This is a genomic window from Nocardioides sp. (genome assembly GCF_044226305.1).
Classification (GTDB): domain Bacteria; phylum Actinomycetota; class Actinomycetes; order Propionibacteriales; family Nocardioidaceae; genus Nocardioides.
In genome coordinates, this window is record NZ_JBGAHF010000005.1 from 181,162 (window position 1) to 200,948 (window position 19,787).

General features: G+C 73.4%; 18 protein-coding genes and 1 pseudogene. 13 read left to right on the forward strand and 6 right to left on the reverse strand.

Translation table 11 applies throughout. The features are described from left to right. The first annotated feature begins 46 nt into the window (after window positions 1-46). Window positions 47-703, forward strand: coding sequence for a phosphate signaling complex protein PhoU (gene phoU, locus ACILQ5_RS07535; protein WP_395657361.1), 657 nt, complete (start codon window positions 47-49; stop codon window positions 701-703). Between the two features lie 91 nt (window positions 704-794). Here the strand turns inward: phoU and ACILQ5_RS07540 are convergent, their stop codons facing one another. The 3 genes from ACILQ5_RS07540 to ACILQ5_RS07550 form a co-directional block, all read right to left on the reverse strand. Beyond that, window positions 795-1,538, reverse strand: a complete 744-nt coding sequence (locus tag ACILQ5_RS07540) for a phosphoglyceromutase (RefSeq protein ID WP_395657362.1) — start codon at window positions 1,536-1,538, stop codon at window positions 795-797. A 25-nt stretch (window positions 1,539-1,563) separates the two neighbouring features. Further along, window positions 1,564-2,106, reverse strand: coding sequence for a hypothetical protein (locus ACILQ5_RS07545; RefSeq protein ID WP_395657363.1), 543 nt, complete (start codon window positions 2,104-2,106; stop codon window positions 1,564-1,566). A gap of 84 nt (window positions 2,107-2,190) precedes the next feature. Next, the gene (locus ACILQ5_RS07550) at window positions 2,191-3,093 is read right to left on the reverse strand and encodes a UbiA family prenyltransferase (RefSeq protein WP_395657364.1); all 903 of its coding nucleotides are present in this window, start codon (window positions 3,091-3,093) and stop codon (window positions 2,191-2,193) included. Window positions 3,094-3,269: 176 nt separating this feature from the next. Between ACILQ5_RS07550 and ACILQ5_RS07555 the strand changes: the two genes are divergently transcribed. Together ACILQ5_RS07555 and ACILQ5_RS07560 are read left to right on the forward strand one after the other, a co-directional pair. Continuing rightward, a complete protein-coding gene (locus tag ACILQ5_RS07555; RefSeq protein ID WP_395657365.1) occupies window positions 3,270-3,755 on the forward strand; it encodes a CarD family transcriptional regulator in 486 nt (161 codons plus the stop codon). 133 nt (window positions 3,756-3,888) lie between these two features. Further along, window positions 3,889-4,458: a 2-C-methyl-D-erythritol 4-phosphate cytidylyltransferase gene (locus ACILQ5_RS07560; protein ID WP_395657366.1), complete on the forward strand. Its 570-nt coding sequence runs from the start codon at window positions 3,889-3,891 to the stop codon at window positions 4,456-4,458. A 23-nt stretch (window positions 4,459-4,481) separates the two neighbouring features. On the opposite strand, the gene ACILQ5_RS07565 is transcribed toward ACILQ5_RS07560, so the two are convergent. Further along, on the reverse strand, window positions 4,482-5,153 hold the full coding sequence (locus ACILQ5_RS07565) for a 2-C-methyl-D-erythritol 4-phosphate cytidylyltransferase (protein ID WP_395657367.1): 672 nt from the start codon (window positions 5,151-5,153) through the stop codon (window positions 4,482-4,484). A gap of 85 nt (window positions 5,154-5,238) precedes the next feature. On the opposite strand from ACILQ5_RS07565, the gene nirD reads away from it, so the two are divergent. After that, a complete protein-coding gene (nirD, locus tag ACILQ5_RS07570) occupies window positions 5,239-5,577 on the forward strand; it encodes a nitrite reductase small subunit NirD (RefSeq protein WP_395657368.1) in 339 nt (112 codons plus the stop codon). 114 nt (window positions 5,578-5,691) lie between these two features. On the opposite strand, the gene ispF is transcribed toward nirD, so the two are convergent. Continuing rightward, window positions 5,692-6,171 carry a 2-C-methyl-D-erythritol 2,4-cyclodiphosphate synthase gene (ispF, locus tag ACILQ5_RS07575; protein ID WP_395657369.1) on the reverse strand — a complete coding sequence of 160 codons (480 nt, stop codon included), beginning with the start codon at window positions 6,169-6,171 and terminating at the stop codon, window positions 5,692-5,694. A gap of 56 nt (window positions 6,172-6,227) precedes the next feature. On the opposite strand from ispF, the gene ACILQ5_RS07580 reads away from it, so the two are divergent. Both ACILQ5_RS07580 and ACILQ5_RS07585 read left to right on the forward strand, forming a co-directional pair. Continuing rightward, entirely contained in the window at window positions 6,228-7,757 is a 1,530-nt protein-coding gene (locus ACILQ5_RS07580) for a molybdopterin-dependent oxidoreductase (RefSeq protein ID WP_395657370.1), read from the forward strand. 46 nt (window positions 7,758-7,803) lie between these two features. After that, window positions 7,804-8,580, forward strand: a complete 777-nt coding sequence (locus tag ACILQ5_RS07585; RefSeq protein ID WP_395657371.1) for an SDR family NAD(P)-dependent oxidoreductase — start codon at window positions 7,804-7,806, stop codon at window positions 8,578-8,580. Between the two features lie 106 nt (window positions 8,581-8,686). Here the strand turns inward: ACILQ5_RS07585 and ACILQ5_RS07590 are convergent, their stop codons facing one another. Then, a complete protein-coding gene (locus ACILQ5_RS07590) occupies window positions 8,687-9,871 on the reverse strand; it encodes a C39 family peptidase (protein WP_395657372.1) in 1,185 nt (394 codons plus the stop codon). 22 nt (window positions 9,872-9,893) lie between these two features. On the opposite strand from ACILQ5_RS07590, the pseudogene cysS reads away from it, so the two are divergent. The 7 genes and pseudogenes from cysS (at window position 9,894) to ACILQ5_RS07625 (ending at window position 19,780) form a co-directional block, all read left to right on the forward strand. After that, a pseudogene (gene cysS, locus ACILQ5_RS07595) lies at window positions 9,894-11,226 on the forward strand (cysteine--tRNA ligase). 2 nt (window positions 11,227-11,228) lie between these two features. Beyond that, a complete protein-coding gene (gene rlmB, locus ACILQ5_RS07600) occupies window positions 11,229-12,176 on the forward strand; it encodes a 23S rRNA (guanosine(2251)-2'-O)-methyltransferase RlmB (protein ID WP_395657373.1) in 948 nt (315 codons plus the stop codon). 26 nt (window positions 12,177-12,202) lie between these two features. Beyond that, complete coding sequence (locus ACILQ5_RS07605) at window positions 12,203-13,669, forward strand: metallophosphoesterase (RefSeq protein WP_395657374.1); 1,467 nt, start codon at window positions 12,203-12,205, stop codon at window positions 13,667-13,669. 263 nt (window positions 13,670-13,932) lie between these two features. Next, complete coding sequence (locus ACILQ5_RS07610) at window positions 13,933-15,381, forward strand: ABC transporter substrate-binding protein (RefSeq protein ID WP_395657375.1); 1,449 nt, start codon at window positions 13,933-13,935, stop codon at window positions 15,379-15,381. Window positions 15,382-15,492: 111 nt separating this feature from the next. Next, a complete protein-coding gene (locus ACILQ5_RS07615) occupies window positions 15,493-16,941 on the forward strand; it encodes an ABC transporter substrate-binding protein (protein WP_395657376.1) in 1,449 nt (482 codons plus the stop codon). A gap of 9 nt (window positions 16,942-16,950) precedes the next feature. After that, the gene (locus tag ACILQ5_RS07620) at window positions 16,951-18,996 is read left to right on the forward strand and encodes an ABC transporter permease (protein WP_395657377.1); all 2,046 of its coding nucleotides are present in this window, start codon (window positions 16,951-16,953) and stop codon (window positions 18,994-18,996) included. Next, window positions 18,974-19,780 (forward strand): ABC transporter ATP-binding protein, encoded by an 807-nt coding sequence (locus ACILQ5_RS07625; RefSeq protein ID WP_395657378.1) that lies wholly within the window; start codon window positions 18,974-18,976, stop codon window positions 19,778-19,780. The genes ACILQ5_RS07620 and ACILQ5_RS07625 overlap by 23 nt, the downstream gene beginning before the upstream one ends. Window positions 19,781-19,787 lie beyond the last annotated feature (7 nt).

The following is a 19,787-nucleotide window of genomic DNA, read 5'->3' on the forward strand; positions in this document are numbered from 1 at the left end:
ACGCTCAGTACGGGGTGTGCCATCTGCTCCGCCTAGGCTCTGTCCCATGCGACAGGCCTTCCACGAGCAGCTCGACGCCATCTTCCAGGACCTCGCCGGCATGTGCGGCGACGTCGAGGAGGCGGTGCGGCTGGCGACGGCGGCCCTGCTGACCGGCGACTCCTCGCTCGCCGAGAAGGTGATCAGCAGCGACGCCGCGATCGACCACGAGCGGGAGCAGATCGAGGACTCCGCGTTCATGCTCCTCTCGCTGCAGCAGCCGGTCGCGAGCGACCTGCGCACCGTGGTCGCCGCCCTGCGGATGGTCAGCGACCTCGAGCGGATGGGCGACCTCTCCGTGCACGTCGCCAAGATCGCGCGGCTCCGGGTCCCGAACCTCGCCGTCCCCGAGCCGATGCGCCCCACGGTGGCCCGGATGGCCGAGGTCGCCGAGGAGATGTGCCGCCGCACCGCGTCGGTCATCACCGACCGCGACGTGGACGGCGCCCGCGAGCTCGCCCTCGCCGACGAGGAGATGGACGGGCTGCGCCGGGCCACCTTCGCTGAGATGCTCTCGGCCGACTGGGAGCACGGGGTCGAGGCGGCCATCGACGTCGCCCTGCTCGGCCGCTACTACGAGCGGATCGCCGACCACGCCGTCTCGGTCGCGAACCGGATCGTGTTCGTGGTCACCGGCGAGACGCCGTACGCCGTGGAGGTCTGAGCCGCTCCGGGGCGGTAGTCCCTGACGTTCTCGCCCCTGGGCGGGCGGTCCGAGGGCCGGAAGGTCAGGGACTATCCCGGTGGCGCGGGTGTCAGCGGCCCTGGTTGGCGACGGCGGCGGCAGCGGCCGCGGCGGCCTCGGGGTCGAGGTAGCGGCCGCCGGGGACGGTCGGGCGCATCTGGTCGTCGAGCTCGTAGACCAGCGGCATGCCGGTGGGGATGTTGAGCCCGGCGATGTCCTCGTCGCTGATCTGGTCGAGGTGCTTGACCAGGGCGCGCAGGCTGTTGCCGTGGGCGGCGACCAGGGTGGTGCGGCCGGCGCGCAGGTCGGGGACGATCGAGGACTCCCAGTAGGGCAGGAACCGCGCGATCACGTCCTTGAGGCACTCGGTGCGCGGGAGCTCGTCGCCGAGGTCGGCGTACTGCGGGAGCCCGGCCTGCGACCACTCGCTGTCGTCGGAGATCGGCGGCGGCGGGGTGTCGAAGGAGCGGCGCCAGAGCATGAACTGCTCCTCGCCGTACTGCTCGAGCGTCTCCTTCTTGTTCTTGCCCTGGAGGTCGCCGTAGTGCCGTTCGTTGAGCCGCCACGAGCGGCGCACCGGGATCCAGTGCCGGTCGGCGACGTCGAGCGCCATCGCGGCGGTGTTGATCGCCCGGCGCAGCAGCGAGGTGTGGAGCACGTCGGGCAGCAGGCCCGACTCGCGGATCAGCTCGCCGCCGTGCAGGGCCTCGGCGCGACCCTTGTCGTTGAGGGGGACGTCGACCCAGCCGGTGAAGAGGTTCTTGGCGTTCCACTCGCTCTCGCCGTGGCGGAGCAGGACCAGCGTGTGGGTCATCGCAGCGACTCCGATCCGTGTCGGCTCAGTTTTCGGCGGGCTCGGCGGACTCGACCGTGCAGTTCTCCTCGGCCGAGGAGCCGTCGCCGGACTCGTCGAGGCCCTCGTACTCGTGGCACGGGGGCAGCACCGGCACGTCGATGTCGACGCTCTCGCCGTTGTCGAAGCCGATGGTGAGGTTCACGAAGGCGCCGGAGGCGATCTGGTCGCCGGTGAGCACGACGCCGCCGTCGGTGGCGAGGTTGACCAGCCCACCCGCGGGGACCTCGACGGGCTGGAAGTCCTCCGCCTTGATGTCGCTGTCGTCGCCGGAGCCCTCGATCGAGGAGACCGTCGCGGGCTCGGTCTGGTCGTTGTTGGCGAACGAGGCGATGAAGGTGCCCGAGCCGTCCTGGCCGGAGACGACGACGGCGCCGAGGACGTCGACCATCGCGTCGCGGTCGTTGACGCCCGCCGCGGGGGTGTAGGGCCGGTCGGTGGCGTAGCCGAAGCCGCAGGAGGACAGCGTGGTGGCGAGCGCGACCACCCCGGTCGCGGCGAGCACGCGGGCGGACAGGCGAAGCTGCATGGTGGGGACCTTCACGGGTCGACGGCGGTGCGGACGACAGCCTAGCGGTCGCCGACCCGGCTCAGGCGCCGGGTCAGGGGCCCGTCAGCGGCGCAGGCCGACGCTGTCGCCGACGACCAGCATCACCGCGACGTCGACGACCACCCAGGCCAGGGCGAGCACCAGCAGACGGGTCGCGCCGACCCGCAGGGCCAGGCGCAGCGGCAGGTGCCGGAACCCGTCCTCGTGGTCGGCGACCAGGCCGGGCAGGGCGCACAGGACGTGCACGCCGACGCCGAGCAGGGCGGCGAGCGCGACCATCGACCACGCGGGCGGGCCGCCGGTCGCGTCACCGCCCCAGCCGCCGTACGAGAGGAAGACGGGGTAGAGGCCGTAGGCGACGGCCCACGGCACCCAGGAGAGCAGGCCGCGGCGCAACACGTAGTTGCCGGCCAGGCCCACGGCGACCGACGCGAGGTACGCCGCCCCGGCCGTCACGCCGTTCTGGATCGAGAGCGGGACGACGAGCAGCACGCCGCAGATGAGCGCGAACCAGGCGGTGCCGGGGTCGAGGTAGCCGTCGGCGATCGGCTTGCCGCTCGGCAGCCGGGTCGCGTCGCGCCGGCGGTCGACGAGGTCGTTGTGCCAGCCGAGCACCGCCTGGCCGACCAGCACCGTCCCCAGGACCAGGAGCACCTCGCGACCGGGGCGCCCGCTCAGGGCGGCGGCGAGGGCGAGCCCGCCGGCCGTGAGGACCGCCTGGCGGGGGTGCGCGGCGCGCAGGAGCAGGACCGGCGTGGTGTGGCCGAGGGTGCGGCGACGCTCGGGCGAGGGCCGGGGCGGCTCGGTGGTGGTCTCGGTGGTGGTCTCGGCAGTCGCCTCGGCCGCCGGGGGCTCGGCGACGGCGGCTGCCGACCCCGCGCCCGGTCCTGAGGCGGGCGCGGACGACTCCGGCGCGGCGTCCGGCACGGTGGCGACGCTCTTGCGGCGACGGAGGGTCGGGGACACATCCGCAGTATCTGCCAGACCGCCGCGGAAGGGGAGGGTTCGGCCCCACCGGAGCGTCGCCACCACACCCACCCCGGATCTGTCAAGCCCGGATTGTGCCCCTGACCTGCACAAACGCGACCGGGCCACGCTCAGCAACGTGTTAGAATGTTCACCTAGGAAGGGGTACCTGACATATGACTTTCACTGTCGGCGAGACGGTTGTTTACCCGAATCACGGGGCCGCGATCATCGAGGACATCGAGATGCGGACCATCAAGGGGGAGGACCGGGAGTACCTCGTACTCCGCATCGTCGCCCAACAGGACCTCGTGGTCCGGGTGCCTGCGTGCAACCTCGATCTGGTCGGAGTCCGCGACGTCGTCGACAAGGCCGGTCTCGACCGGGTGTTCGACGTCCTCCGTGCCGCGCACGTCGAGGAGCCGACCAACTGGTCGCGCCGCTACAAGGCCAACCTGGAGAAGCTGCACAGCGGCGACGTCATGAAGGTCGCCGAGGTCGTGCGCGATCTGTGGCGGCGTGAGCGTGACCGCGGGCTGTCGGCCGGCGAGAAGCGGATGCTGGCCAAGGCGCGCCAGATCCTCGTCTCCGAGCTGGCCCTGGCCGAGCACACCAACGAGGACAAGGCCGAGGCCCTCCTCGACGAGGTGCTCGCCTCCTGATCCGGCTGACGAGGCCCCCGGTCGATCCGGGGGCCTCGTCGCATTTGTCGTCGCACTTGTCGGCACATCTGTCGTCGCCTCTGCCGGGACCCGCTTGGTCGGCTCCCGGGGGACGTCATACGTTGTGGTCGCCATGACGACCGACCCGTACGACGTCCCGGAGCGGGCCGCCGCCCTCGGGCTCGTCGTCGACGAGGACCGCGGGGCGCTGCCCTACGCGCTCGTGCACGGCGAGTCGCTGGTCGCGGCCGCCGCCTGGGCGCTGGGCGAGGCCGGGGTCACCCCGGTCGACACGGGTACGCCGTGGGCCGAGCTCGTCGAGGCCGAGCTGCCGCTGGTGCTCCACGACCCCCTGTGCCCGATGACGCCGCCCGACTTCATCGCCGGCTGCGTCGACCACGCGACGGCGCACGCCTGCGTGGTCGTCGGCGTCCGCCCGGTGACCGACACGGTCAAGGTCGTGGCGGACGGGTTCGTGGGCGAGACGCTCGACCGCACCGGCCTGGTCGCCGTCGCCTCCCCGGTGGTGCTGCCGCCGGCGGTGGTCGCCGCCCTCGACGGCCCGCCGTCGAGCGACCTTGTCGCGCTGGTGGCCGAGCTGCGCCGGCGGTACCCGGTCGAGCTGGTCGAGGCGCCGCCGTACGCCCGCCGGGTCGGCAGCGAGGAGGACCTGCGGGTCCTCGAGGCGCTCACCGCGACCTGAGCGGTCCGAGCGACCTGAGCGGGCTACGCCAGCCGCAGCGCCAGCTCGAGGTCCTCGGGGAAGGTGATCTTGAGGTTGCGCGGGCTGCTCGGCACCGCCGCGACCGGCAGGTCGGTGTAGCGCGCCCAGCAGCCCGCGGTGTCGGTGCCGTCGAAGCCGTCCTGCTCGGCGCGGGCGTACGCCGCCAGCAGCTCGGGGGCGCGGAACGCCTGCGGCGTCTGGACGCCGTCCAGCTCCGGCGGCAGGGTCCGCCCGGCCAGGTCGAGCAGCCCGGGGAGCCGGACGCAGGGCAGCGCGCCGCCGTGCTCGCGGGCGGCGGCGATGGTCGCCTCGAAGAGCGCCGGCCCGGCCAGCGGCCGCGCGCCGTCGTGGATGGCGACCACGTCGACCGTGCCGGCCTCGATCTCCGGGCGCAGCGCCTGGAGGGCGTGCCACTCCGACGCGTGCCGGGTGGGGCCGCCGTCGACGACACCGACCTCACCACCGCCCAGGTGCGGCGCGAGGGCCTCGGCCACCCGGTCGTCCTCGCCGGGGCGGACGACCACGAGCACCCGTCGTACGTCCTCCAGGGCGAGCGCGTCCCGGACCGACCAGGCCAGGACGGGCTTGTCGCCGAGCGCGAGGAGGACCTTGTTGGCGCCGGCGCCAACGCGCTGCCCGGCACCGGCGGCGAGGATCACGACGGCTGCGGGCACCTGGGGAGTTTTTCATGGTTGTTACACGGCGAAACAGCGGCTTGACAGTGCACCCCTACGTTCGGCGTACCAGGAAGGGGCACGCATGGAGTGGCAGCCTGTCTGCCGGGTGGCCGAGCTCGAGGTCGAGCGGGGCGCGACGGCGCTCGTGCACGGGCAGGCGATCGCGATCTTCCGGACCCAGGACGACCAGGTCTACGCGCTCGGCAACCACGACCCGTTCGCCAAGGCCTCGGTGATCGCCCGGGGGATCGTCGGGGTCCGCGACGGCGTGCCGTTCGTGGCCTCGCCGGCGCACAAGCACGCGTTCGACCTGCGCAGCGGCAGGTGCCTCGACGACGAGCACGTCTCGATCCCCGCGTACGACGTGCGCGTGGACGAGGGGGTGGTCCTGGTCGGCCACCGCAAGCACGCCGCGGTCTGATCTTTCCCGTTCAATTGCTCGGTCCGGTACCGGTCTACTCGCGGGAAACCGGGCCGGACCGAGCAATTGAACGGAACCGACCAGCTCAGCCCGGCCCAGGCAGGACCTGACCCCTCAGGGGGCGAGCAGCAGCGCGGTGGCGATCGCGGCCACGCCCTCGCCGCGGCCGGTGAGCCCCAGCCCGTCGGTCGTGGTGGCGGAGACCGACACCGGGGCGCCGACGGCGGCGCCGAGCGCGGCCTCGGCCTCGGCCCGCCGGGCACCGAGCCGCGGACGGTTGCCGACGACTTGTACGGCGACGTTGCCGATCTCGTAGCCGGCCGCCCGCACGCGGGCTGCGGTCTCGGCGAGCAGCGCCGCGCCGGAGGCGCCGGCCCAGGCCGGGTCGGAGGTGCCGAAGTTAGAGCCGAGGTCGCCGAGGCCGGCCGCCGACAGCAGCGCGTCGCAGGCGGCGTGGGCGGCCACGTCGGCGTCCGAGTGTCCCTCGAGCCCGGCCGGCTCGTCGGGCCAGGACAGCCCCGCGAGGTGCATCGGGACCCCCTCGACGAGCCGGTGGACGTCGGTGCCGATGCCGATCCGGGGCGCAGATGTCACGGAATGATCATGCCCGAGCGCTCCGGCCCCGGGGTCTGACGGCCACAATCGGTCGGGTGACCACCTCCCGCGGCCCCTGGGCGCTGGCCGGCGTCGTCGCCGGCTACGCCGGGCTGGCGACGAGCTACTGCGTCGCGAGCCTGGCGACGGCGCACGGCTCCGCGGTCGTCGCCGTCGCGGACCTGGTGATCCGCGAGACCCCCGGGCCGGCCGCCGAGCAGGCGATCCAGCTCTTCCGGCACCACGACAAGACCGCCCTCGTCATCGGCGTCCTCGTCATCCTGACCGCGCTCTTCGCCTGGGCCGGAGTGCTCGCACGCCGCGGCTGGGCCGGTCCCCTGGTCGTGTACGGCGTGCTCGCGCTCGTCGGCGTCGTCGCCGTCGCCACCCAGCGCGGCGAGTCGCCCGTCGAGTACGTCGCCCTCGCGGTCGGGCTGCTGACCTGGATCGGCGCCCTGGCGCTCATGACCGGTCCGCTCCGCAGCCCGGCACCGGTGGCCGCCTCGGAGCCGGCCCCCGGCAGCACCCGCCGGGGCTTCCTGCTGCGCGTCGGCGCGGTCGCCGTGGTCGCCGTGGCGGTGGGGGCGGCCGGCCGGGCGGTCGGCGCCAGCCGGCGCCAGGTCGAGCAGGCCCGCCGGCTGCTGCGGCTCCCGGGCATCACGAAGCCCGAGCCGCCGGCCGGCTCCTCGGTCGGCGTACCGGGGATGCCGCCGTGGGAGACGCCGAACGACGAGTTCTACCGGATCGACACGGCGATCGTGGTCCCTGCCGTCGAGCCCGACGGCTGGCGGCTGCGGATCCACGGCCTGGTCGACCGCGAGGTCGAGCTGAGCTACCAGGACCTCGTCGACCAGCAGGACACCGAGGCGTGGGTGACGATCTGCTGCGTCTCGAACGAGGTCGGCGGCGACCTGATCGGCAACGCGTGGTGGGGCGGGGTCCGGATCGCGGAGCTGCTGCGGCGGGCCGGCGTGCAGGGCGGCGCCGACGCGGTCCTGCAGACCTCCGCCGACGGCTGGACGTGCGGCACGCCGCTCGCCGTCCTGACCGACGACCGGGACGCGATGCTGGCGATCGCGATGAACGGGGAGCCCTTGCCGATCGAGCACGGCTTCCCGGTGCGGACGATCGTGCCGGGGCTCTACGGCTACGTCTCGGCGTGCAAGTGGGTGGTGGACCTCGAGGTGACGCGGTTCAGCGAGATCTCGGCGTACTGGACCGAGCGCGGCTGGTCCGAGCTCGGCCCGGTCAAGATGTCCTCGCGCATCGACGTCCCCCGCGACGGCGGCGACGTCGCGGCGTCCGGCGGGCGGGTCGCCGGGGTCGCCTGGGCGCAGCACACCGGCATCGCCGGCGTCGAGGTGTCGGTGGACGAGGGCGACTGGCAGCCCGCCGAGCTGGCCCGGGTGCCGAGCGCCGACACCTGGGTGCAGTGGGCGGCGACCATCGACGTCGAGCCGGGCGACCACACGGTGCGGGTGCGGGCCACCGACGAGGACGGGCTGGTGCAGACCGGCGAGTCCCAGGACGTGGTGCCCGACGGCGCGACAGGCTGGCACTCGGTCCGGTTCACGGCCACCGGGTGAGGTGCCCGGCGGAGAGGTGCCCGGCGGACAGCTGAGGGAGACGGCGATGGGTGACTTCACCGAGCGCACGGGTGTGGCCCTGGTGGTCGGCGGCAGCGGCGGCATCGGGCTGGCCGTCACGCGGCTCCTCGCCGAGCGCGGGTCCGACGTCGTGGTGACCTACCGCTCCCGCCCGGACGCCGCCGACGGTGCGGTGGAGGTCGTCCGCGAGCGGGGCGGCCACGCGGCGTCGTACGCCCTCGACCTGGCCGCGCCCACCGCCGCCGAGGACGCGGCCCGCGTCGTCGAGGCGGCGGCCGCGCACGGCGGGATCCACACGCTGGTGCACGCCGCCGGCCCGGACGTTCCGATGGTGCACCTCTCGACGGTGGCCCCCGCCGCGATGGCCGCGCAGCTGGCGGCGGACGCGGCCGGGTTCTTCGCCGTCGTGCAGCCCGCGCTGCCGCACCTGCGCGCCGCGGGCGGGTCGGTGGTCGCGGTCAGCACCGCCGCCACCAGCCGGTTCCCCGTGCGGGACGGCCTGTCGTCGGTGCCCAAGGCGGCGGTCGACGCGATGGTCCGGGCGCTCGCCGCCGAGGAGGGGCGGTACGGCGTACGCGTGAACGCCGTGGGACCCGGGATGCTCGTCGACGGGATGGCGGCGCGGCTGATCGACTCCGGCGAGCTGTCCGAGGAGGCGCTGGCGGTGACCCGGCGCAACATCCCGATGCGGCGGTTCGGCACCGCCCACGACGTCGCCGAGGCGGTCTGCTTCCTCGCCTCCGACCGGGCCGGGTTCGTCACCGGCCAGAAGCTGGACGTCGACGGGGGCTACGGGGTGTAGGGCAAGGGGTCCGGCCATGAAACACACGCCTGGACGACGAAGTTTCATCGTCCAGGCGTGAGTTTCATCGGCCGGCCGATGAAACTCTCCGGCGCGCGACCACCGGCTACGGCAGCGGGTGGGCGTCGTCGTGGATCACGTAGACAGTGCCGCCGGAGGCGGGGACCCAGGCGTCCTCGAACTGGCCCCGGTCGTAGGTACGCCGGACGGTGCGGTCGTTCGGCGCGGCGGGGTCGTTGACGACGACGTCACCGGAGCGGGTGAACCCGGCGATCACGACGAGGTGCCCGTTGCTGGACGAGATCGGGGCGCCGGTCAGCTCGCCGGGCCCGAACGCGATCGAGGCCACGAGCGGGATCCCGGCCTTCACGTACGGCTCGGCCTCGCGCAGCGACCGCAGCCGGGTCACGAAGGCGTGCCCGGCCAGCGCGGCGGCGTACGCGGTGTTGAACGGCCAGTTGCCCGTGCCGTCGTACTCGTAGTCGTAGGTCATCCGGGCGGCGTGGTCGACCCACGGGTCGGTGTGCCCGGTGCCGACCCAGGCGTACGCCGCCGGCCGCGGCAGCGCGTCGTAGTAGCCCAGCACCATGGAGGTCGAGGTCGGCGAGCACCACGCCTCACCGCCGCCGCCGTACTGCGGGAGCTCGCCGGAGTGGATCATCTGGGAGTACCGCGGCACGTCGAGCACGACGCCGCGTGCGACCCCCGGCCGCGAGGTCGCGACGTCGTCGACGTCGGGCAGCCGCGAGGCGACGGCGCCCACCGCGTCCACCGAGGGCGAGGCCGCCTGGCCGGCGGCCCGCACCAGGGTCACCCGCAGCTGGTACGACGTCACGCCGCCCGGCACCTGCCAGGTGTCGACGTTCACCGAGCCGAGGTCGTCGGCCTGGCCCGAGGACGTGGTGCGGTGGAGGTAGCGGTCGCCGGCCGCCCAGACGGCGAGCGTGTCCCAGCTCGAGGTGGTCGAGCCGTGCCGGCCGCGCACCTCGACCCGGACCGAGCTGTGGCCGGGCGTCCGCGCCGACCACGACGCGATCAGCTGGGTGAGCGCGAACCCGGGGGCCGCCCACGGAGAGGTCCACCTGCCGGTGTCGGCGTCGTCGAGGGTGAGCCGGCCACCGGTGACCCGGAGCCCCTGCGAGGTCCCGGCGCGCAGCTCGGCCGGCGCGTCCCACGCGAGGTGGTCGATGCGACGCGCGGCGACGGCGGCGGACCCCGTCGCGGACGCCTCGACCGTGACGAGCGGCACCAGCAGCAGGGAGGCGAGGATCGCGGATGTCAGGCGTGGCACTCCCGAACTCTAGAATCAGCGGGTGACCTTCAGGCTGTACGACACTGCGACCCGCGAAGTCCGTGACTTCGTCCCCCTCGAGGAGGGGAAGGCGGGTCTCTACGTCTGCGGTCTGACGGTGCAGTCCGAGCCGCATGTGGGGCACGTCCGCTCCGCGGTCAACTTCGACGTGCTCCAGCGCTGGCTGCGCCACCGCGGCTACGACGTGACGTTCATCCGCAACGTCACCGACATCGACGACAAGATCCTGATGAAGTCCGCCGAGCAGGGCATCGCCTGGTACGAGCTCGCCTACCGGATGCAGCGCCAGCTCACCTGGGCCTACGACGCGCTCAACGTCGCGCCGCCGACCTACGAGCCGGCCGCCACCGGGCACGTGCCCGAGATGATCGTGCTGATCCAGGAGCTGGTCGCCAAGGGGCACGCGTACGCCGCGGAGGACGGCTCGGGCGACGTCTACTTCGACGTGCGGTCCTGGCCGCAGTACGGCGAGCTGACCCGCCAGCGCATCGAGGACATGGCCGCCGCCGAGGACGCCGACCCGCGCGGCAAGCACGACCCGCGCGACTTCGCGCTGTGGAAGGGCTGGAAGAAGGAGTCGGAGCCCGAGACCGCCGCCTGGCCGAGCCCGTGGGGCCCTGGCCGTCCGGGCTGGCACATCGAGTGCTCGGCGATGGCCGGCAAGTACCTCGGCCCGGCCTTCGACATCCACGGCGGCGGCGTCGACCTGCGCTTCCCCCACCACGAGAACGAGCAGGCCCAGTCCCGCGCGGCCGGCCGGCCGTTCGCGTCGTACTGGATGCACAACGCCTGGATCACCACCGCCGGCGAGAAGATGAGCAAGTCGCTCGGCAACTCGCTGACGATCCCGGCCGTGCTGGAGCGCTACCGCGGCATCGAGCTGCGCTACTACCTCCTCGCCGCGCACTACCGCAGCCACGTCGAGTTCAGCTTCGAGGCGCTCGACGAGGCGGCGGCCGGCTTCCGCCGGGTCGAGGCGTTCCTGGAGCGGGCCGGCGAGGCCGCGGCCGGCGAGCTGCCTGACGCCTTCGCGGCGGCGATGGACGACGACCTCGGCACGCCCGCCGCGCTCGCGGTGCTCTTCGACACCGTCCGCGACGGCAACCGCGCCGACGACCCGACGCCGCAGGCCGCCCAGGTCCGCGCGATGCTCGACGTGCTCGGCCTCGACCCCGCCGACCCGGCGTGGACGACGGTCGGCGGCCAGGACCACCGGCTCACCGAGGCGGTCGACGTCCTCGTCACCGCCCTCCTCGAGCAAGGCGGCCGGCATCGAGGTCGAGGACACCCCCGACGGCCCGAAGTGGTCACTAGACGCAGGGAGCCTTTCCTAGTCATGCCAGGCAACAGCCAGCGCAAGGGCGCGATCCGCAAGAGCAGCAAGGGCAACCCGACCGCCGGGTCGGGCGGCCGGGTGCGCCGCGGCCTGGAGGGGAAGGGCCCGACGCCGAAGGCGAAGGACCGGCCCTACCACCAGGCCCACAAGGACGCGAAGCGCGCGGAGAAGCAGGCTGCCGCCCGCCGTACCAAGCGCAGGACCGGCAACGAGGCCGAGTGGGTCGCGGGGCGCAACTCGGTCGTCGAGGCGCTGCGCGCCGGCGTCCCGGTCACCGGCCTCTATGTCGCCGACGGGGTCGAGCGCGACAACCGGCTCCGCGAGGCGTTCGCCGCCGCCGCGGACCGCGGCCTCAACATCCAGCAGGTCACCAAGGGCGAGCTCGACCGGATGACCGGAGGGGCCGTGCACCAGGGCCTCGCCGCCCGGGTCCCGCCCTACGAGTACGCCCACCCGGACGACCTCCTCACCGCGGCCGCCGACGCCGGCGAGCCCCCGCTCGTCGTCGCCCTCGACTCCGTGACCGACCCGCGCAACCTCGGAGCGGTCGTGCGCAGCGCGGCCGGGTTCGGCGCGCACGGCGTGCTCGTCCCCGAGCGGCGCTCGGCCGGCATGACCGCCTCGGCCTGGAAGACCAGCGCGGGCGCGGCCGCGCGGCTGCCGGTCGCGCAGGCCGTCAACCTGGTCCGCCAGCTCAAGGCCTACCAGGACGCGGGCTGCATGGTCATCGGCCTGGCCGCCGACGGCGACGTCAGCCTCCCCGACCTCGAGCTCGGGGACGGCCCGCTCGTCGTCGTGGTCGGCTCCGAGGGCAACGGGCTGTCGCGGCTGGTGCGGGAGACCTGCGACCAGCTGGTGTCCATCCCGATGGTGTCCTCGCTCGAGTCCCTCAACGCCGGGGTCGCCGCGTCGGTGGCGCTCTACGCCATCGCGGAGTCGCGGCACTGATCTCTCGGCGTACGTCGCGGGTCCTGGTGCTCACCGGGGCCTGGTTCGGGTGCGCCCTGCTGGCCTCCCTGCTGTTCTTCCTGACCAGCAGCAGCGACGTCGTGGTCGCCGGGCACGACGCCGTGGTCAGCCCCGACCTCAGCGGGCGGGCGGTCCTGCACACCGGACCCGTGCTCCCCGACGTCCGCGTCGACAGCGGGAGCGTCGTCGGCGTCGACATCCGGCTCGGCAAGACCGACGCCACCTCGATCGACGACCTGGTCCAGCGCTACGCGCTGCTCGCCAGCCAGCCCGAGGGCCAGGTCGAGAAGGTCACCGACGCGGTGCAGGCGATGGCCCTCGACGCCGTGCTCCGCGGCGCCGTCGTCGCGCTGGTGCCGGTCGGCGTCTGGCTGCTGCTGGGCGCGGCCCGTCGGCGGGAGCTCGCCGCCCGGGTCGGCGTCCGCGAGGCGGTGGCCGGCGTGGCCGTCCTCAGCCTGCTCGCGGTGGCGCTCTGGCAGCCGTGGACCGATCCCGACGACCCCGTGCAGGCCGGGGAGCAGTGGGAGCCGCTCGCCACGTTCCTCGGTCCGGAGGTGCCGCTCCCGGCCGGGCTCGACGGTATCGAGGTCCGCGGCGACGTCACGACCGAGTCCACGCACCGGCTGATCGAGAGCGCGGTCAGCACCTACGACACCAGCAAGACCTTCTACGCCGCCGCGGCGGACGCGGCCGCGGACCTGCCGCTGCGCGACCCCCGCGACGGGGAGACCGTGGTCGCGTTCGTCTCGGACCGGCACGACAACATCGGCATGGACCCGGTCGCCCAGGCGGTCGCGGACACTGCGGGGGCGAAGGCCGTCTTCGACGGCGGTGACGACACCTCGACCGGCAAGAGCTGGGAGACGTTCTCGCTCGACTCGCTGGACGCGGCCTTCGGCGACCTGGACCGCTGGGGCGTCAGCGGCAACCACGACCACGGCGACGTCGTGCGCGACTACCTCGCCGCGCGCGGCTGGACGATGCTCGACGGCGAGGTCGTCGACGGCCCGGCGGGCACGACGCTGCTCGGCGTCGACGACCCGCGGTCCAGCGGCCTCGGGAACTGGCGCGACGAGACCGGGCTGAGCTTCGCGGACGTCGCAGACCGGATCGCCGACGCCGCCTGCGCGTCCGACGAGCGGGTCACCACGATCCTCGTCCACGACGCGAACCTGGGTGCCGCCGCGCTCGACCGCGGCTGCGCCGACCTGGTGCTCGGCGGCCACACGCACGTCCGGGCCGGACCCGAGCGGGTCGAGGGGGCGGACGGCGCGGTGGGCTACACCTACACGACCGGGACGACCGGCGGGGCGGCGTACGCGATCGCGCTCGGCAGCAAGCCACGCCGGGCGGCCGACGTCAGCCTGGTGACCTACCGCGACGGCCGGCCCGCGGGCATCCAGTGGGTGACGCTGCAGTCCGACGGCAGCTTCGACACCGGCAACTGGGTGCCCCTGCACTACCCGGACTGATGCTCCGCCGGCCGCTGCTCGTCGTCGCGGTGCGCCGGGGTTGCGGCCGGTTCCGTTCAATTGCGCGGTCCGGCCCCGGTGGGCACGCTCCCACACGGGCTTCTCCCAGCAATTGAACGGAAACGACGCCGACCCGGGCGGACAGCGGCGCGTGTCGTACCCACCCGCTGGTCTGCTCATGCGCGTGTCCTGCGTCACCTCCGCCGGACCGGGTCGTTGAGCAGAACTGATACGTGTTCTAGCTCCCCGTGGAGGGCCCTGTGGTGCCGTTCCCCCGCGCAGTCCTGGCGTCTGCGGGCGCCCTGCTCGCGCTGTCCCTGGCGGCCTGCGGCTCCCAGCTCGACCCCGACACCGTCGCGCAGGTCAACGGCGGCGCGGCGGTGGCCGGCGGCGACGCCGCGGCCGGTGGTACGTCGGCGACCGGGCCGGACGGGTCGGTGCCCGGCAGCGGCGCCGATGGCGCCGGCTCGACGACCACGACCGGCGGCGGCAGCGCCGGGACCAGCACGGCTGCCGGCGGGAGCAGCGGGTCGGGCACCGAGGGCACCGGCGCGAACGCCGCGACCGGCGCCACCAAGGCCGGCAGCTGCAGCGGCTTCAAGAACCAGACCGGCATCACCGACAAGACGATCGTGATCGGCAACGCCTCCGACGTCTCCGGGCCGGTGCCCGGGCTGTTCGAGGCCAGCCAGGACGCCGTCCGCGCCTACGTCGCCTACTTCAACTCCACCAGCGACATCTGCGGCCGCAAGCTCGAGCTCAAGACCTACGACAGCCGCACCGACGCGGCCGCCGACCAGCAGGCCTACACCAGCGCGTGCGACGACACCTTCGCGATGGTCGGGTCGATGTCGGCGTTCGACTCCGGCGGTGCCGGCACCGCCCAGGGCTGCGGGCTGCCCGACCTCCGGTCGGCCTCGGTCACCGCCGACCGGCAGGCGTGCACCACCTGCTACGGCGCCCAGTCGACCCAGGCGGACGAGTTCCAGAACGCCGTCCCGGACTTCGTGAAGAAGAACCACCCGGACGCCGCCGCCCACGCCGCGATGCTCTACATCAACGCCGGCGCCGCCGCCGAGAACGGCAAGGCCCAGGTCGCCGCGATGCAGCGGCGGGGGATGCACTTCGACTACGTCCAGGGCATCGACATCTCCGAGTTCAACTACTCGCCCTACGTGCAGCAGATGAAGGACAAGGGCGTCGAGTACGTCCAGATGATCGGCGCCACCGCCCAGTTCGTCCGGCTGGCGCAGGCCATGCAGCAGCAGGGCTTCCACCCCGAGGTCTTCATGCTCGACCCGACGGCGTACAACCGCGACTTCGTGCAGAGCGGCGGCGATGCGGTCGAGGGCACCACCGTCTTCATCAACTTCACGCCGTTCGAGGAGGCCGGGAGCAACAAGGAGCTGCAGCTCTACACGAGCTGGCTCCAGCAGGTGAAGCCCGGCGCCGAGCCCAGCTTCTTCGGGCTGTTCTCCTGGTCGGCGGCCCGGCTGTTCGTCGAGCGCGCCGCGGCCCTGGGCGGGAAGCTGTCGCGGCAGACGCTGCTGGCCGACCTCGCGAAGGTGGACGACTGGACCGCGAACGGCCTGCACTCCCCGCAGCACGTCGGTCCGCGGCACACCGGCGAGTGCTGGCGGTTCATCCAGCTCCAGCACGGCCGGTGGGTGCCGGTCGGCGGGACGAAGTACACCTGCAGCGGGACCTCGTGACCGCCACCCGGGTGTCCAGACCGCCGTGTGGCCCGCGTCACCCCGGCCGGGCGGGCTCGTTGTCCCTCCGAGTCTGGCCGGTCTCGAGGCCAGCGGCCCGGGAGGGATCCGATGCGTAGGTCCGCCACGCTCCTCGTCACGGTGGCGCTGTGCGCCGCCCTGGCCGCGTGCGGCTCGCAGCTCGACCCCGACGAGGTCGCCCGCGCCGGCGGCGACGCCGCGGGCGGGGGCGTCGCGGGTACCGGCGCGGGCGGGACGGGCGGGGGTACGGCGCCCGACGGCTCGGTCGCGGGAGCCGGGGGCGGCGGCGCCGGGTCGACGTCGACCGGCGGCGGTTCCACGGCGGCCGGTGGCGGCACGACCGCGGCCGGCGGCGCCACCCAGGGCACCGGGGCCAACTCGGCCACCGGTGGGGCGAAGGCGGGCAGCTGCACCGGGTTCGAGAACCAGACCGGCATCACCGACAAGACGATCACGCTCGCCAACGTCGCCGACGTCTCCGGCCCGGTGCCCGGCATCTTCGAGTCCGCGCAGCAGGCGACCCGGGCCTACGCGGCGTACTTCAACTCCACCAACACCATCTGCGGCCGCAAGCTCGAGGTCGAGCTCCTCGACAGCCGCGCCGACGCGGGCGCCGACCAGCAGGCCTACACCAAGGCCTGCGACGACGCGTTCGCCGCGGTCGGCTCGATGGGCGCCTTCGACTCCGGCGGCGCCCAGGCCGCCGAGTCCTGTGGCCTGCCCGACATCCGCTCCACGACGACCACGCCGGAGCGTCGCGACTGCTCGACCTGCTTCGCCGCCCAGGCCGTCGACCCCGGCCTCGTGAACGGCTCGATGCCGCGCTTCTTCCTCTCGAAGTTCAAGGACGCCACCCAGCACGCCGCCGTGCTCTTCATCAACGCCGGCGCCGCCGCGGTGAACGCGGAGAAGTTCCGCAACGCCTACGACCGGGCCGGCTGGAACGTCGACTACTACCAGGGCATCGACGTCTCGGAGTTCAACTACGCGCCCTACGTCCAGCAGATGAAGGACAAGGGCATCCGGCTGGTCACCTACACCGGCCCCTACCAGGACACCGTCAAGCTGCTCGACGCCATGCACCAGCAGGGCTTCGAGCCGGACGCGTTCGTGCAGGACGCGACCATCTACGACCAGAACTTCGTGGAGCAGGCCGGTGACAACGGCAACGGTGTCTACGCCTGGTCCACCACCCGGCTCTTCGACGACACCAGCGTCAAGGAGATGCAGCTCTACCGCGCCTGGCTCCAGCAGGTGAAGCCCGGCGCCGTCCCGAACTACTACGGCCTCTACGCCTGGTCGGCGGCGCGACTCTTCGTCGAGCAGGCGGTCGCGCTGGGCGGCCGGCTGACCCGCGCGTCCCTGGTCGACGCGATGAGCAAGGTCAGGAACTGGACCGGCAACGGCCTCCACGTCCCGCAGCAGGTCGGTGCGAAGACGACCGCGAACTGCGGGTCGGTCCTCCAGCTGAACGACGGCACGTGGCGCCAGGTCTCCGGGGCCGGCTTCCAGTGCGGACCCCTCCTCAACGGCAACTAGCGGAGCGCCATGTCCACGATCCTGTCCTTCACCATCCTCGGCCTCTTCACGGGCGCGGCGTACGCGATCGCGGCCAGCGGGCTGGTGCTGACCTACACGACGACCCGGGTGTTCAACATCGCCCACGGTGCGTTCGGCATGGTGCTCGCCTTCACCTTCTGGGACTTCAGCCAGCGGCAGGGCATGCCCACCTGGCTCGCGCTGGTGCTCGTGCTCGGGGTGGTGGCACCTGGCATCGGGTGGTTCGTGCAGCGGTTCGTCACGCGCGGGCTGGGCGAGGGTCCGGTGAGCGTGTCGCTGGTCGTGACCGTCGGCCTGTTCGTCGGCCTGATCGGCGTCGCGCAGTACGTGTGGCCGCCGGCGCCGCGCACGCTGCCGCCGTTCCTGCCGGACTCCGGCGTCCAGATCGGCAGCACCTACGTCACCGCGCACCAGATCATCACGATCGTGCTCTCGGCGGTCGTCGCCGCGGCGCTCTACCTGCTACTCAACCGCACCCGGATCGGCACGGCGATGCGCGCCTCGGTCGACAACCCGGTGCTGCTCCAGCTCTTCGGCGGCAAGCCGGACCGGGTCGCCTCGCTCTCGTGGGCGATCGGGATCTCGCTGGCCGCGCTCGCCGGCATCCTGCTCACCCCGGTGATCGGGCTGTCCTACTTCGACCTCACCCTGCTGGTCATCAACGCGTACGCCGCCGCGATGCTCGGCGGGCTCAAGAGCCTGCCGCTGACCTTCGTGGGTGCCATGGGCCTGGGCGTGCTCCAGTCCTTCGCGGTGGCCTACCTGCCGAGCGAGGGCAACCTCGCGGGCCTGCGCGCGGTCGTGCCCGCCCTGTTCCTCTTCGTCGTCATCGTGGCGATGCCCCAGGCGCAGCTGCGGATCGGCCAGGTCAAGGGCATCGTGTCCGCGCCGCTGCCCTCGCTGCCCCGGTCGGTCGGCTGCGGCGTCGCGCTGGTCGCCCTCGTCGCGGTGCTCAGCATCACCATGTCCGACGCCAACCTGCTGCTGGTCGGCACCGCGGCGACGTACGCGATGGTGATGCTCTCCCTCGTCCTGCTCACCGGGTACGGCGGCCACGTCTCGCTCGCGCAGTTCACCTTCGCCGGGGTGGGTGCGCTGGCGTACGCCAAGCTCGACGAGCCGAACCTCTACGGGCTGCTGCTCTCGGCGCTCGTCGCCGCCGGGGTGGGGGCGCTGGTCGCGCTGCCGGTGCTGCGGCTGACCGGCCTCTACCTGGCGCTGTCGACGCTCGCGTTCGGCGTGCTGATGGACAAGATGGTGTTCCAGGCCGACTTCGCGTTCGGCTACAACGGCACCCTGCAGGCGCAGCGCCTCTCCGTGCTCGGCCGCTCCTTCGACTCCACCGGCGGCTACGTCGTGGTGATGACCGTCTTCTTCGTCGCCATGGCGCTGGTGCTGCTGGTCCTGCGCCGCGGCGTGCTCGGCCGGATCCTCGTCGCCATGCGCGACAGCCCGGCCGCGTGCGGCACCCTCGGCCTCGACATGCGCTGGTTCCGGGTCGCGCTGTTCGCGCTCTCGGCCGGGATGGCCGGGCTCGCCGGCGGCCTGTTCGCCGGGCTGCGAGGGACGATCGGCGCGGCCGACTTCCAGCTCTTCAACAGCCTGCCGCTGCTGCTGCTCGCGGTCGTCTGCGGCGTCACGTCGGTGACCGGCGCCGCGCTCGGCGGCCTGGGGCTGATGCTGCTGCCGGTGCTGCAGAGCAGCCGGCCCGAGCTCGCCGGGCTGGTCTTCGTCGTGCTCGGCTTCGGCGCCGTCGCCCTCGGCCGCGACCCGAACGGGCTGGCCAACCAGCTGTTCCGGCTCGGCCGGCTGCTCGAGCGTCGCTTCGGGGACCGGGTGCGGGCCGTCGTACCGGTGCTGCCGCTGCCCGGCGACCGGACCGACCCGGGTGAGGAGAACGCCGTGCCGCTGAGCCGGCTCGAGGTGGGGGTGCTGCCCGCCGTCCCGGAGGTCTCGCAGGAGGTCCGGCCGGAGACCCAGCAGGAGGTCCAGCAGGAGGAGGTGGGGGCGCATGCCGCTGCTCGAGGTCGATGACGTCGTCGTCCAGTTCGGTGGTGTGACCGCGGTCGACCACGCCGGGTTCGTGGCCGAGGCGGGCCGGATCACCGGGCTGATCGGTCCCAACGGGGCCGGCAAGACGACCTGCTTCAACGTGATCAGCGGGCTGCAGAAGCCGACCCGCGGGGCGGTGCGGTTCCAGGGCCGGTCGGTCACCCGGCTGCCCGTGAACCGGCGGGCCCGGCGCGGGATGGGCCGCACCTTCCAGCGGCTCGAGGCGTTCGGCTCGCTGAGCGTGCGCGACAACGTCCGCGTGGCCCGCGACATCCACCGCGGCCTGCGTGGGCTGGTGCGGCCGGCGACCGCCGACGTCGACGGGCTGCTCGAGCGGGTCGGCATCGCGGCGTACGCCGACGAGCGCGCCGACTCGATCCCCACCGGGACCGCGCGGCTGCTCGAGCTGGCCCGCTGCCTGGCCGGCGACCCGACCCTGCTGCTGCTCGACGAGCCGTCCTCGGGCCTCGACGAGTCCGAGACGGAGGCGTTCGGCCGGCTGCTGACCGAGCTGGCCGCGGAGGGGCGGGGGATCCTCATGGTCGAGCACGACATGGACCTGGTGATGAGCGTGTGCGACGACCTCCACGTGCTCGACTTCGGCGCGGTGATCGCCTCCGGCCCGCCGGCCGAGATCCGTGCGAACCCGCTGGTGCAGCAGGCCTACCTCGGCTACTCCGACGACGGTGCCGACGCCGCCGACCACACGCGGACCGACCTGCCCCCGGTCGAGGCCACCCTCACGATCCCGGCGGTGCGGACATGAACACCCC